Source organism: Methylobacillus caricis, assembly GCF_020532705.1.
In the GTDB taxonomy this organism is placed as follows: Bacteria; Pseudomonadota; Gammaproteobacteria; order Burkholderiales; family Methylophilaceae; genus Methylobacillus; species Methylobacillus caricis.
Genome location: NZ_JAJAVD010000001.1, coordinates 751,056 through 764,564, shown reverse-complemented (window position 1 = coordinate 764,564; position 13,509 = coordinate 751,056). Strand labels below are relative to the sequence as shown.

Annotated in this window: 12 protein-coding genes; 6 read left to right on the top strand and 6 right to left on the bottom strand. The window is 53.6% G+C overall.

What is annotated here, in order from left to right; genetic code table 11:
• Window positions 1–11: 11 nt before the first annotated feature.
• Window positions 12–539, top strand: coding sequence for a TIGR00645 family protein (locus LG200_RS03685; RefSeq protein WP_226756243.1), 528 nt, complete (start codon window positions 12–14; stop codon window positions 537–539).
• A 198-nt stretch (window positions 540–737) separates the two neighbouring features.
• Here the strand turns inward: LG200_RS03685 and LG200_RS03680 are convergent, their stop codons facing one another.
• From LG200_RS03680 to LG200_RS03665, 4 genes are all read right to left on the bottom strand, one after another.
• Window positions 738–1,154, bottom strand: a complete 417-nt coding sequence (locus tag LG200_RS03680) for a YeeE/YedE family protein (protein ID WP_226756242.1) — start codon at window positions 1,152–1,154, stop codon at window positions 738–740.
• 10 nt (window positions 1,155–1,164) lie between these two features.
• Window positions 1,165–1,587, bottom strand: a complete 423-nt coding sequence (locus LG200_RS03675; RefSeq protein ID WP_226757293.1) for a YeeE/YedE family protein — start codon at window positions 1,585–1,587, stop codon at window positions 1,165–1,167.
• Window positions 1,587–1,760 (bottom strand): YgaP family membrane protein, encoded by a 174-nt coding sequence (locus LG200_RS03670; protein ID WP_226756241.1) that lies wholly within the window; start codon window positions 1,758–1,760, stop codon window positions 1,587–1,589. Before LG200_RS03670 ends, LG200_RS03675 begins: the two co-directional genes overlap by 1 nt.
• A 123-nt stretch (window positions 1,761–1,883) precedes the next feature.
• Window positions 1,884–2,390 carry a DUF3016 domain-containing protein gene (locus LG200_RS03665; protein WP_226756240.1) on the bottom strand — a complete coding sequence of 169 codons (507 nt, stop codon included), beginning with the start codon at window positions 2,388–2,390 and terminating at the stop codon, window positions 1,884–1,886.
• 335 nt (window positions 2,391–2,725) lie between these two features.
• Between LG200_RS03665 and LG200_RS03660 the strand changes: the two genes are divergently transcribed.
• Window positions 2,726–3,574, top strand: coding sequence for a PEP-CTERM sorting domain-containing protein (locus LG200_RS03660; protein WP_226756239.1), 849 nt, complete (start codon window positions 2,726–2,728; stop codon window positions 3,572–3,574).
• Window positions 3,575–3,771: 197 nt separating this feature from the next.
• Here the strand turns inward: LG200_RS03660 and acnB are convergent, their stop codons facing one another.
• Both acnB and LG200_RS03650 read right to left on the bottom strand, forming a co-directional pair.
• On the bottom strand, window positions 3,772–6,339 hold the full coding sequence (acnB, locus tag LG200_RS03655) for a bifunctional aconitate hydratase 2/2-methylisocitrate dehydratase (RefSeq protein WP_226756238.1): 2,568 nt from the start codon (window positions 6,337–6,339) through the stop codon (window positions 3,772–3,774).
• Window positions 6,340–6,560: 221 nt separating this feature from the next.
• Complete coding sequence (locus LG200_RS03650; protein WP_226756237.1) at window positions 6,561–6,797, bottom strand: EF-hand domain-containing protein; 237 nt, start codon at window positions 6,795–6,797, stop codon at window positions 6,561–6,563.
• Between LG200_RS03650 and LG200_RS03645 the strand changes: the two genes are divergently transcribed.
• From LG200_RS03645 to LG200_RS03630, 4 genes are all read left to right on the top strand, one after another.
• Window positions 6,796–6,954 carry a hypothetical protein gene (locus LG200_RS03645; RefSeq protein WP_226756236.1) on the top strand — a complete coding sequence of 53 codons (159 nt, stop codon included), beginning with the start codon at window positions 6,796–6,798 and terminating at the stop codon, window positions 6,952–6,954. The two genes, LG200_RS03650 and LG200_RS03645, sit on opposite strands and share 2 nt — an antisense overlap.
• 175 nt (window positions 6,955–7,129) lie before the next feature.
• Window positions 7,130–8,500 carry an adenylosuccinate lyase gene (gene purB, locus LG200_RS03640; protein ID WP_226757292.1) on the top strand — a complete coding sequence of 457 codons (1,371 nt, stop codon included), beginning with the start codon at window positions 7,130–7,132 and terminating at the stop codon, window positions 8,498–8,500.
• Window positions 8,501–8,531: 31 nt separating this feature from the next.
• A complete protein-coding gene (locus tag LG200_RS03635) occupies window positions 8,532–10,310 on the top strand; it encodes an autotransporter assembly complex protein TamA (RefSeq protein WP_226756235.1) in 1,779 nt (592 codons plus the stop codon).
• On the top strand, window positions 10,310–13,501 hold the full coding sequence (locus tag LG200_RS03630; protein WP_226756234.1) for a translocation/assembly module TamB domain-containing protein: 3,192 nt from the start codon (window positions 10,310–10,312) through the stop codon (window positions 13,499–13,501). Before LG200_RS03635 ends, LG200_RS03630 begins: the two co-directional genes overlap by 1 nt.
• Window positions 13,502–13,509 lie beyond the last annotated feature (8 nt).

Genomic DNA, 13,509 nt, shown 5'->3' with positions numbered 1-13,509 from the left:
AGGAAGTACACATGCAACAACAACCCAGCAGCAAAATGGGCCCTCTCAGCGCCATCTTGTTTGGTAGCCGCTGGCTACAACTCCCGCTTTACCTGGGGCTGATCATTGCCCAAATCGTTTATGTCATTCACTTCATGAAAGAACTCTTTCATCTGATTGAAAGACTGCCACAATTGCATGAAGCAGACATCATGCTGATGGTGCTGGGCCTGATTGACGTAGTGATGATTTCCAACTTGCTGATCATGGTCATTATTGGCGGTTATGAAACCTTCGTTTCCCGCCTCAACCTGAATGGCCATCCCGATGAACCAGACTGGCTTTCACATGTAAATGCCAACCTGCTCAAGGTCAAGCTGGCAATGTCCATCATCGGCATCTCTTCAATTCACCTGTTGAAAACATTCATCAATGTGGAAAACCTTGATGACAAGACACTGATCTGGCAAACGGTCATCCATATGGCCTTCATTGCCTCTGCGGTTTCCATTGCCTGGATAGACCGCATCATGGCACATTCCGGCAACAACCAGCATTAAGCCAATCCATCCAGGCGTGACAGGCCTGGATGAGTGTTACGAGATTGCACACTCCATAGCACCACCACCGCGAAGCTTTTCTTCAGTGATGATGCAGACAGGCGTTTGGTGAAATGCCGCCCATATAGCATTCCGCTGCCGCAGCTGCGATAAAAGGCGATGCGAGCCCAATACCAAAAGGATTACCATCCATGGCCATCAGTCCATAAAGCGGGACAATAGCCTATAGAGCAGCATGCCGGCCACCATCGCCAGCGAGAATACAACAGGACTGCCATGCCCAGTCAATAGGCTTGCCAACGCTGGACCAGGACAATAGCCGACCAGCCCCCAGCCTATGCCAAATATGACCGCACCTGCTACCAACTTTGCATCAAGCTGCCGGTTGGATGGAATATGTATTTCCTGCTGCAAGCAAGTGTGACGACGTGTTCCCATCAGCCTGTAAGCCAATGCCATGACCGGGATGGCACCCAGCATGACAAATGCCAGGGAAGGATCCCATTGGTCTGTTATATCCAGAAAGGCGAGTACCTTCTGTGGATTGGTCATCCCGGAGACGATCAGTCCCAGTCCAAACAAGAGGCCTGCTAGCAATGCTGTAATGAAGTGCATGCGTGCCTCCTCATAACCGGTGACGGATATAGACCGTCGCCATCGCTGCAAGCATAAAGATCAACGTTGCCACGATAGACCGTGGCGAAAGCCTGGCGATACCGCAAACCCCATGACCGCTGGTACATCCCGATCCCAGGCGTGTTCCCAGACCCACCAAGAGGCCAGCTACTACTAACAGGTTTATATCGCTAGTGGCTACCATCCCTGGCAAGGGCGCCCAGAACGAATACAGCCATGGAGAAGCAACCAGGCCGGTCAGAAAGCAGATGCGCCAGGCGCTGTCCGACCATGACGCCTTGAGCAGGCCTCCCAGAATGCCGCTGATGCCAGCAATTCGCCCGTTCATAACCAACAGCAGCGCTGCAGCCAAGCCAATCAACACCCCACCTGCCAGCGAACTCAACGGGGTTGCATGTGTCCAGTCGACCATCATTTCACCCTGCTATTGCAAGTCCGCACACCCAGCAGGGTATATGCTGAGCACCGGCACAACAAGCCGGTTAACGGTGGCAATGCCCTGATATATGCCCACACTGGCCTTTGGAAAAAGACCGCCCATCCAGCGCGCAGTACACGATCCAAACCACCTACATTTGCCTTCATGTGACCTCTTCATTTATATAGAACTGACTCATTCAGCGATCTTGGTCGGCCTTGCAGGGCCAGCCAACCTGTCACAAGCCGCACAGGCCCTCAACCTCGTGGTGAAAATTCAAAACCCCCTGATCATTTTTTTACAGCCTGGCCATCTGCAAACAACTTGGCCAGCCAATCATCCATCAAGGCTTTTTCGTGGCGCATGGTATCAGTGCTGGCAGGTAGCATATTAAGCTGATAATTAAGGTTGATCAGGCGTTCTTTACCCTCTTTCAGCAGCTCGCCGCCAGCATCGTACAACTGGTAAGCAAGCTCGATACGCGGCGGGTAAATATGGCGAATCATGCGAATATCATTACCAGGGGTCCTCCACGGTTCAAAGCCGCCTGCCATATCAATATCCGTGATAGAGATTGTCAGCTGCTCGCCTTGTGATAGGTAAGTCGCTGCCTTTTTCATTACATGCTTGCTGAGCTGGTCGAGATAACTGCTATTGGGCGGGCCGTGATCAATGCTGGAAACATCCGTGAATTTTTCCGGCGAGATATACTCGACCGTGACAGGCGGTTTCGGCAACTCTGTCGCTGATGCTGGCAGCAATACTAACGACATAAGCAAGAAAACCACGTATTTCATTTTCAGCCTCCTTGACGTGCTTTTTATAGAGAGACATGACGCGAATAAAGTGAATTGACAACAGCTTTCCACTTTCATTCAGAGATGTCATACAAAATGGAAACATACATATCTTTAAACAACATGTTCATCATGTTCGCAGGTGCAATGCCCGTTGGTTATTACGCCGTACATAATGATCTATGCCAGACCAAAAATCAGTTTTCAAATCATTCTGTTATCAATATCACAATCAGCATTTTTTGCTATTTCATTCGTCCCGGATTTAGTCAATAATCCAGGCAGTTGCACCAGACTTTCATCCAACGCCATGACTACTATAAAAGGAGAGGATCATGTTGTTCAAAGATGCTGGTAATACCCCTGCCAAGCCATATCGCCGGCTATATTATCTACCCATGATGGCCATGCTCGCCGCAGTCGGCCTGGCGGAAAACGCCCATGCCGCCGTGTCTGGAACCAACATAGAAGTTTTTACAGCGCAGCTAGGAGGGGACTACTATAGTGATGGCGGCATCGGCATCAGTGCCAGCGCCGTCAATGAAGGTAGCTTTACCCCTAACAGTAGCGGCACTGCAGCATCCGCTGCGCTCAGTGGACCCAGCAGCCTGCCCACGCTCAAGGTCAAGACAGCTGCCAATGACGATGCTTACAGATGGGTCTGGATACATGCATTCCAGGCGTTCGATGTCTTGTCCCACGGCAGCAACATCCTGAATATCTCGTTTTCCGGTGAGGCGGATGGCCGTGTTGAGGCAGACATTCTCGTCTTCAAGGACAGCCTCCCCTCCGGTTCCGACGATGAATTATCCCGCGTTGCCTTTCTGAGTGCGGGGACCGTAGGAGAACTGGCGTTTTCAGAGCAGACCGGCCGTTATACGATACTCGACTATTGGCATGGCGGCATCGGCAAGGACTATTACGACGATGGCACATACCAGACCGTGTCGGGCAGCTTGAACCTGGGCGGCTATGCCCCGGGCGAGGTCGTATATGTATGGGTGGCGGTGGAAGCCACGGCCATCAATGGCACATCGGTCGATGCCTCGCACACGCTGACCATGAGCTGGGATAATCCCTCGCAGTTCTCGGCGATTGCCGCCGTGCCTGAACCAACGGCCTATGCCATGTTCCTGGCTGGGCTGGGGTTGCTGGGATTCATGCGCAGGCGTACCGCTGCATAACCCGCCTTTTCCGCTTTATTCACAGTTCGCAGCCAACACAGGTCCGGATACATTCCGGACTTTTTTCTATCTGCCATTCCATGATCCGGTAGCCACCGAAAATTAACCCAGGGGCGGTCTCATAAATTGTTGTCCGTCCAAAAACAAATAAGCCGCATGAAGCGGCTTATTTGTTTCATACCCTCGGCAACGCCAGGTCAGCTTGCCACCTCGGCGATCGGGATGACCTTCCTGGCATACTCTGGCATCTGGTCAAAATTCAGGTATTTGTAGATATTTTCTGAATTCTTGGTGAGTTTGTCTCCTACCGTATCCAGGTACTCAGCTGGGCTAGGCATACGCCCCAAACGGGCACACACGGCTGCCAGCTCGGCAGAACCGAGGTAGACACGAGCATCCTTGCCCATGCGGTTGTCAAAGTTACGTGTACTGGTAGAGAACACGGTCGCCTTGTCTGCCACCCGCGCTTGGTTGCCCATGCACAAGGAGCAGCCCGGTATTTCGGTACGTGCTCCCGCAACCCCGAACACGGAATAAACACCTTCGTCACGCAATTGGCTTTCATCCATGCGGGTTGGTGGGGCAATCCACAGGCGTGTAGGGATACCGCCAGCACCTTCCAGCACCTTGGCCGCAGCACGATAATGACCGATATTGGTCATGCAGCTACCAATGAAAACTTCATCTATCTTGTCACCCACCACGGCTGACAATGGCTTGATGTCGTCAGGATCATTGGGGCAAGCCACCAATGGTTCCTTCACTTCATTCAGGTCAATTTCCAGCACATAGGCATATTCGGCATCAGCATCCGGCTGCAGCAACTGGGGATCAGCCAGCCAAGCTTCCATGGATTCGATGCGGCGTTGCAAGGTGCGTGCATCCTCATAGCCATTGTCTATCATGTTCTGCATCAACACGATATTGGACTTGAGGAATTCAATCACCGGTTCCTTGTTGAGGTGCACGGTACATCCATTGGCGGAACGCTCGGCAGAAGCATCGGCAAACTCAAATGCCTGTTCTACCTTGAGGTCAGGCAAACCTTCAATTTCGAGAATGCGGCCATTGAAGATATTCTTCTTGCCCTGCTTGCCTACAGTCAGCTCACCCTTCTGAATGGCTGCGTAAGGAATGGCGTTAACCAGGTCACGCAAGGTAATCCCGGGCTGCATTTCGCCCTTGAAGCGCACCAGTACGGACTCAGGCATATCCAGCGGCATCGCGCCCATCGCGGCGGCAAACGCCACCAGGCCGGAACCGGCCGGGAAGGAAATGCCGATCGGGAAACGTGTATGCGAATCGCCACCGGTACCCACGGTATCCGGCAGGATCAGGCGGTTGAGCCAGGAGTGGATCACACCATCACCAGGACGCAGGCTGACGCCGCCGCGGCTGGAAATGAATTCTGGCAACGAGTGCTGAAGCTTGATATCCACTGGCTTGGGATAGGCTGCGGTATGACAGAAACTCTGCATGACCAGGTCTGATGAGAATCCGAGACATGCCAATTCTTTTAATTCATCGCGTGTCATGGCGCCAGTAGTGTCTTGTGAACCCACGGTGGTGATCTTGGGTTCGCAATAAGTACCGGGACGCACGCCCTTGCCTTCTGGCAAGCCACAGGCACGGCCCACCATTTTTTGCGCCAAGGTGTAACCCTTGCCAGTATCTTCAGGAGCAATCGGATGTATGAACAGGCTGGAAGGCTCAAGTCCCAGCAACTGGCGGGCATTGGTTGTCAGCCCGCGCCCTACGATCAGCGGAATACGGCCCCCGGCACGGACTTCATCCGGCATGGTCAAAGGTGCCAGCGTAAAGCTGGAAATCTCGATTCCCTGCTCGTTCAGCACCTTGCCTTCATAAGGACGCACAATGATTACGTCACCAGTATTCATGGCACTCACATCACACTGGATAGGTAAGGCACCAGAGTCTTCCGCAGTATTGAAGAAAATCGGCGCAATCTTGCCCCCCAGGACTACACCGCCAGTACGCTTGTTGGGGATAAAAGGAATATCGCTACCCATGTGCCATTGCACGGAATTGATCGCAGACTTGCGCGAAGAGCCGGTACCAACTACATCACCTACGTAGGCCAATGGCAGACCCTTTTGTTTCAGGATTTCTATCATGGCAAGGCCATCAGGCATCTTGTTGACCAGCATGGCCTTGGCGTGCAGCGGAATATCGGGGCGTGACCAGGCTTCCTGTGCAGGAGACAAGTCATCAGTATTGGTTTCACCTTCCACCTTGAACACTACCAGGCGCATTTCCTCTGGCAACACAGGGCGGTTGGTAAACCACTCGCCCTCTGCCCATGATTCAATCAACTGCCGGGCGTAGGCATTGCCTGCCCTCATCTTCTCGGCAACATCATGGAACGCGTCAAACATAAGGATGGTGTGAGACAGTGCCTTGACCACATGCTCGGCCAGCGGCGTATCAAGCAAGGCTACCAGGGCCTGTACGTTATAGCCGCCCAGCATGGTGCCCAGCAATTCAACAGCCCTTTGTGAAGAGACTAATGGGGAAACAGCCACGCCCTTGGCAACGTCAGAAAGAAAAGCTGCCTTGACATAGGCTGCCTGGTCCACGCCGGCAGGAATGCGGTTTTCCAGTAAATTCACCAAATAGGCCTCTTCCCCAGCAGGTGGATTTTTCAAGAGTTCAATCAGGGAGGCAGTTTGTTCTGCATCAAGTGGGAGTGGGGGCAGACCTTGCGCAGCGCGCTCGTCTACATGATTTCGGTAAGCAGTTAGCATGGTTTTCCATCAGTTCTTGATTACGGTAGGTGGGCAAAAAGCCGCTGTGGTCAATTTATGGCTGAGCATAGTGGATATGCATTCACCGCCATGTTTCAACACCACCTTAAGATTGAATTATACAGCTTTGCAGCAGGCTTATAAAACGCCAGACACAGGAGCCATGCAATGAATATGCCTGTCATTACAGGCATTTATGAGAATGAATCTTGTTACCATAGTTAATAGAATGATCTGGCAAATGGAGTGCCGCAACTTTTACCCTTGGCTGAAGCCTCCAGGCTATCCATGACTTCTTGCTGATAATCCTTGCCATGCCTGGCTTCAAGGTAAGCCCGCAACTCATACACTGTCACTTGGCCATCATGGTCCGTATCCATTGCTTGCAGATTCTGCTCCACGGTCGGGTAAGCTGGTGCATCGGCTGCATTCGCGAGCGACGGCGCGCAAAACATCATGATCACCGCCCACAAGCGGGGTATTGAGCAACTCAAACTGAACCTTGTACCTAGAGGCTTGGTCATGATCTCTGCACTTAATAAATACCCAGACCCGGCTGCTACCGGCAACTACCGCACAAAACTGCAGTCCATTATGCGCCAAATGGTGGCTTGAGGCGCACATGTTTGGCGCGTATGCACAAGATTTTGTGCAAATCATAAATCCTTGATTTTGCCAATTGCAGATGTCAGGTAAAATTACGTTTTTTTGACGCCTTGAGTCCCGGATTTACTCCATGGAAATTAAGCCCGGGATCGCCAGCACTCTTACCACGCAAAAAGGTTTATTGATGGAGCTTACCCCTCTTAACGCACTTTCCCCCCTTGATGGCCGTTATCAATCCAAGCTTGATCCCCTGCGCCCTTATTTCAGCGAATATGCGCTCATTCGTTTCCGTGCCCTGGTAGAAGTCGAGTGGCTGAAAGCCTTGTCTGCCGAGGCAGCATTACAGGAAATTGCCCCATTCAGTGCAGAAACAATCAATGAACTGGACAAGGTGATTGCCGCCTTTGGTGAAGCTGAAGCCGTACAGGTAAAGGCCATCGAAGCCAGGACCAACCATGACGTCAAGGCGCTTGAGTACTGGCTGAAGGAGCATTTTGACGGCAACCATGAAATCCGTGCGGTCAGCGAGTTTATCCACTTTGCCTGCACCTCGGAGGACATCAACAACCTCTCACACGGCCTGATGCTGAAAAATGCGCGCGACAATGTAATCCTGCCTGCCGTGGACACCATCATTGCACGCCTGGCAGATCTGGCTCATGAGCTGGCAGATGTGCCCATGCTCTCCCGTACCCATGGTCAAACAGCTTCTCCCACCACCGTGGGCAAAGAGCTGGCCAATGTAGTCTATCGCTTGCGCCGCCAACGTGAACAACTCGCCAAGAACGAAATCCTGGGCAAGATCAACGGTGCAGTGGGCAACTTCAACGCCCATCTCTCGGCTTATCCTGATTTCGACTGGGAAAACTTTGCGCAGAAGTTTGTCACCAGCCTGGGCCTGGCTTACAACCCCTACACCATCCAGATCGAACCGCATGACTACATGGCCGAGATCTACGATGCGATTGCCCGTATCAACACCATCCTGATCGATATAGACCGCGATATCTGGGGTTATATCTCCCAGGGCTATTTCAAGCAGAAGGTAAAGGAAGGCGAAGTCGGTTCTTCCACCATGCCGCACAAGGTCAACCCGATCGACTTCGAGAATTCCGAAGGCAACCTGGGCCTGGCCAATGCTGTGCTGCGTCACTTGGCCGAAAAACTGCCAATTTCACGCTGGCAGCGTGACCTGACCGACTCCACCGTATTGCGCAATATGGGCGTGGCACTGGGTTATGCCTTGCTCGGTTATGACTCCTGCCTCAAGGGCCTGGGCAAGCTGGAAGTCAATCCTGCCCGTCTGCTGGAAGACCTGGACAATAACTGGGAGGTACTGGCAGAGCCAATCCAGACCGTGATGCGTCGCTATGGAATTGCCAATCCATATGAGCAACTGAAGGCGCTGACACGTGGCAAGGGTGGAATCAACAAGGAATCACTGCACGCCTTTGTTCAGGACCTCAAAATTCCTGCAGAAGCCAAGCAAGCCCTGCTGGAGCTGACACCCGCCACTTATATCGGCAAAGCAACGGCACTTGCGAAATCGATCTAGAGAACCTAGTACAGCAAGACTGCATTTTTTCTTGGGCATACTGAGAGGCTTGTGCCTCTCAGCCATGCTGATGCCTGCCCTGCATGCCAGCGCCGCAGAAACCCGCTATAACGTTGAGATAGAAGCCCCTTCCTCGGTCGATGACCTGCTGGAGCAGCATCTTGAAATCATGCGCTGGCTCAACAGCCCGCGCATGAATAATGCTGAATGGCATCGCTTGCTGCAATCCACCCCGCGCAATATCGAAGACCTGCTGGCTACCGAAGGCTATTTCTCTCCCAACATCCAGCAAACCATCAATAGCAATACGGACAACCAACCTGCCGATGGACAGGCTGGCAACCAAGATATCCGCCATACGGCCAAGTTCACGGTAGACCCGGGAGCAGCGGCCACCATACAAGGCATCGACATCAAATTCAGTGGCCCGGTAACCCAGCAGCCTGTGGGTGAAAACCCCGACCCTGCGCAACTCAAGGATAATTGGCCGCTCAAGCTCGGCATGCGTTTCAGCCAGGATCGCTGGGCCAATGCCAAGCGCAACCTGCTCACGGGATTGATGCTGCAGCGTTACCCCAATGCCAGGATTACCAACAGCAAGGCGGTGATTGATGCACAAGCCAACAGCGTCATCCTGCAAGTGGAGATAAATAGCGGGCCGCCTTTTCGCTTTGGCCATGTCGAGGTCAATGGCCTGCAGCGCTATCCGCGCAGCGTAGTGGACAACATCAACCCGATCAAGCCGGGTACGCCCTATAGCCAGTCCAGCCTGCTTTTTTTCCAGTCTGAGCTGCAAGCCACTGGCTACTTCAGCAATGTAGAGGTCACCTCCCGCACCGATGATGCTGATCCTGAAGCCGCGCCCATCGTGGTCAACGTCACCGAGAATCAATCTGTACAGGTTGGCATCGGTGTCGGTGCCAGCACCAACACCGGGGCACGCACACAGCTCACTTATCAGGACCTCAACCTCTTCAACCGGGGCTGGCGCTTTACCAACTCATTCAAGCTGGAACAAAAAGCCCAGTCCCTGAACTCATTGATCCGCCTGCCGACCGACAAAAACGGTTATCGCGACAGCCTCAATGCAGACCTCAACCGTATCGATGTTGAAGGCCAGACAACTTCCACTCTGGGCACTGGCGTCAAACGCTCATGGGGACCTCGCACTTTTGAGCAGACCATAGGCGCAGCCTACCTGTTGGAACATGTGGCGGTGGATGGCAGCGAATCCCAGAACAATTATGCCGCCACGGTTTCCTACGGACTGACCTTGCGCCGAATTGATAGTGAGCTCAATCCCACCCGTGGTTATCTCTTTAACACTCAATTCACCAGTGCGCCACTCGATGTCATGGCCAACGGCAAGTTCCTGCAAAGCTATGCCAAGATTCAGGCTTACTACCCGATTACTCGCAGCACGCAACTGATTACCCGTCTGGAAGGCGGTATCGTCAGTGGCGCCAATAATGCGCCTGCCACCTATCTGTTCCGTGCCGGTGGCGACCAATCCGTACGTGGTTATGCCTATCAGAGCCTGGGGGTTGCCGATGGGGATGCCGTCATTGGCGGGCGATATATGGTGACAGGCAGCGTAGAGGTCATACAATGGCTGACCGAGCAATGGGGCGCTGCGGCATTTGTCGATTTTGGCAATGCCGCCAACACGACCAGAGACCTCAAGCCTGTTTATGGTTATGGGCTGGGTGCCCGTTTCAAGAGTCCGGCAGGACCTATAGGCGTGGATATCGCACATGGCCAGGAAACTGGAGAATACCGTTTGCATTTCAACCTGGGAGTCACATTCTGATGTTGCGGCGGCTCATCCTTATCGTGCTGTTTTGGCTGGTCATGCCGGCATGGGCCGATGTCCAGGTGGATTCCAGCCTGCAGGACCTGAGCTACGACACAGGCAGCATGCAGTTGAATCTGGAGCAATTCGACTCCAGGGTACGCATGCTGCCCACGCTGGATGGGCGTGTGCTGGTAGAACGCCTGCACGCACAGCGACTGGTGATTACGATGAAGTCCGATACGACACCCCAGGACGTCTCTCCCCTTCCTGCCACAGACACAGAAAAAAACCTTGCTGGTGCAGGCCTGCCGGATAAAATCAGCCTGCCTTTTCCGATCCGGGTCGAGCAGGCCTCCATTGACGAGATCATCATTGTCTCGGGTAATACACGGCATGTATTGAATCACGTCACGCTGAACCTGGAAGCCGACTCGAAAAACATCAACCTGGAACTGTCCCGTGCAGAAACCCCTTGGGGCAATATCCACGCCATGTTATCCATGGTCAATAGCAAACCCTACCCTTTGGCAGGCCATATCCATGTCAAACAGGCGCAGGGCAGCATGCCTTATGACCTCACTACGCTACTGTCCGGCGATTTGCAGACACTCAGGTTTGACATGACCAACCTGTTTGCCATGGAGCAAGGCTTGCCTGCCATGGTAGCGCTCGATAGCGGTCTGAAGGCTGCGGGCCGTCTGGATATTCATGGCGAGCTGGGGTTGGAGGGCGACTTTCCCCTCAAGCTGCGTGTGGCCTTGAGAGACCTCAACCCGGAACAACTGGGCCAGTCCATCAAGGCCAATCTGGGATTTGACCTGGCCCTGGATGGAAAACTCATGCCTGAGCCTGACCTCCAACTCCAGTTCAATACGCACGACAGCAGCTGGCGCGGACAATCATTGACCGCCAATGCAAGCATTCATGTGCTGGGGAATTTGCTGAGCGAGCTCAAGCTCAAGGCTGACCTGGATGGCAACACAATTTCCGCCGATGGAAGCCTTGGAAAGCCTGACAGCAAACTCAACTGGCAAGCCAACCTTGCAAACCTTGGCATATTAGGCCCGGCATTTGCTGGCAATGCCACGGCAAACGGTACCATCAATGGCAGTCTTGATGCGCTTTCCACCCAATTCCAGTTGCTGGCGGAAAACCTGCGCTTGCCCGGCAACATCAGTGCGCGCAAGCTGGAAGGTAACGGCGTTCTGCAAGCTGAGGATGCTGGCACCATGCAGGCTGTCATTACTGCCCAGGGGTTACGTTTGCAACAAGGCAGTTTCATAGATGGCGTCTTGCGGTTGAGTGGCAACCGGCAGCAACACCAATTATCCATTCAGGCCAACGGTACAGGGCTTGAATTGCAAAGTCTGCTGACTGGTGGCTTTGATGCCAACGGCAACTGGTCTGGGCAATTGAACCAGCTGGATTACAAGGCAGACGCCCCCGTCAGTCTTCAAGCTCCTGCGCCTATTGCTTACAGCACTGACAACGGGCTGCTGGTTGAAAATCTTGGCCTGCAATTCAAGCAAGGCCGCATCACGCTGGACATCTTGCACAGTGACGCACAAGGACTGAGTACTCGTGGCCGCATTGAACAACTGGCCCTCGATGACATTCCCCCTGCCATGTTCTCCCTGCCCGCCAACCTCAAGGGTAATCCTGTATTTTCCGGTCACTGGGATATCCGTGCCGAGGATGCCATCAATGGTGAAATCTCCCTCTGGCGAGAATCAGGTGACCTGGCAGTGGTCTCTGATGGCCAGCCAGACAAGCCGCTGGGCTTGCAAACAGTAAAACTGGGATTGACCATGCAGCAAAACCAGCTGCGCCTGCAGGCTGACCTCGCTGGCAGCCAGCTGGGCACGCTTAGTGTCAACGCCAGTACCAACCTGAACAAGACAGACCAGGGGTTTGAACTGGCCGCCACCGCACCCCTGCAAGCTGATATCAAGGCTCAACTGTCTACACTGTCATGGCTGCCCCTGCCAGACGTCCAGGCCAACGGACAATTGGACATTGCAATCCAGGCCACAGGCAGCGTGGGCAATCCGGACCTCAATGGCTACATCCGTGGCAACAACCTCACCCTCAGCCTACCCGCTGAAGGCGTTAACCTGGCCCAAGGCCGCCTTAATGCCAGCCTGAGTGGAGACAAACTGCAACTGAGCGAACTACGCTTTACCGGTGGCGAAGGCAGCCTCAGTGCCAGTGGAGAAATCAAACTCAATCAGGGCAAACCCAATGTCAATATTGCCTGGGTGCTGGACAACTTTACCGCAGCCCAGCGTACTGACCGCCTGCTTGTGCTCAGGGGCACAGCCAACACCACTATGCAGGACAATGTACTGGATATTTCCGGGGATTTACGCGTGGTGCGTGGCCTGATAGAACTGGCCGGAGAAGGGGCACCGCAACTGGGGGATGATGTGGTGGTGATTGGACGTGAACGCGAAGAACAAGACTCTCCCTTGCAATTCAACATCTCCCGCCTCAAGATCAACCTGGGAGATGAAGTCATCGGCATCGTGGACCCCAGCAAGCAATTTCTCCTTCGCGGACGCGGCCTGGATGGCTACCTCACCGGCATACTCACGCTTTCTGGCAACGTACCCAACAACTTGCGTGCAGAAGGCTCCATCGTGGTCGGCGGCACTTACATGGCCTATGGGCAATTACTCAACATTACCAAGGGCATCATCAACTTCAGCGGCCCGGTAGACAACCCTGGCCTCAACATCATCGCCATGCGCCAGAACCAGACTGTGCAGGCTGGGGTTGAAATCACCGGCAATGTACAGATCCCCACTGTCAAACTGGTATCAATCCCCACTGTCCCGGATAGCGACAAACTCTCCTGGCTGGTGCTCGGCCATGGCATGGACCAGGCGGGCAAGAACGAGTTTGCCATGTTGTCCCTGGCTGCGGGCGCCCTGCTCTCCCAAGGGCAATCTGTCCCCTTGCAGACCAGAATGGCGCGCGCCGCCGGCCTCGACAGCTTCAGCATAGGCGGCAGTGATGTACAAAGCTCCAGCGTCAACTTCGGTAAGCGGCTTTCCTCCAAGCTTTATCTGAGCTATGAGAAAAGCCTGACCGGCCTGCTCAATGTAGCAAAACTCACTTATACCCTCACACAGCGCTGGTCTATCGTTTCTCAGGCCGGCTCTGAAAGCGCGGTAGATGTGTTATATACATTCAGATTCAAATAATTTACCGA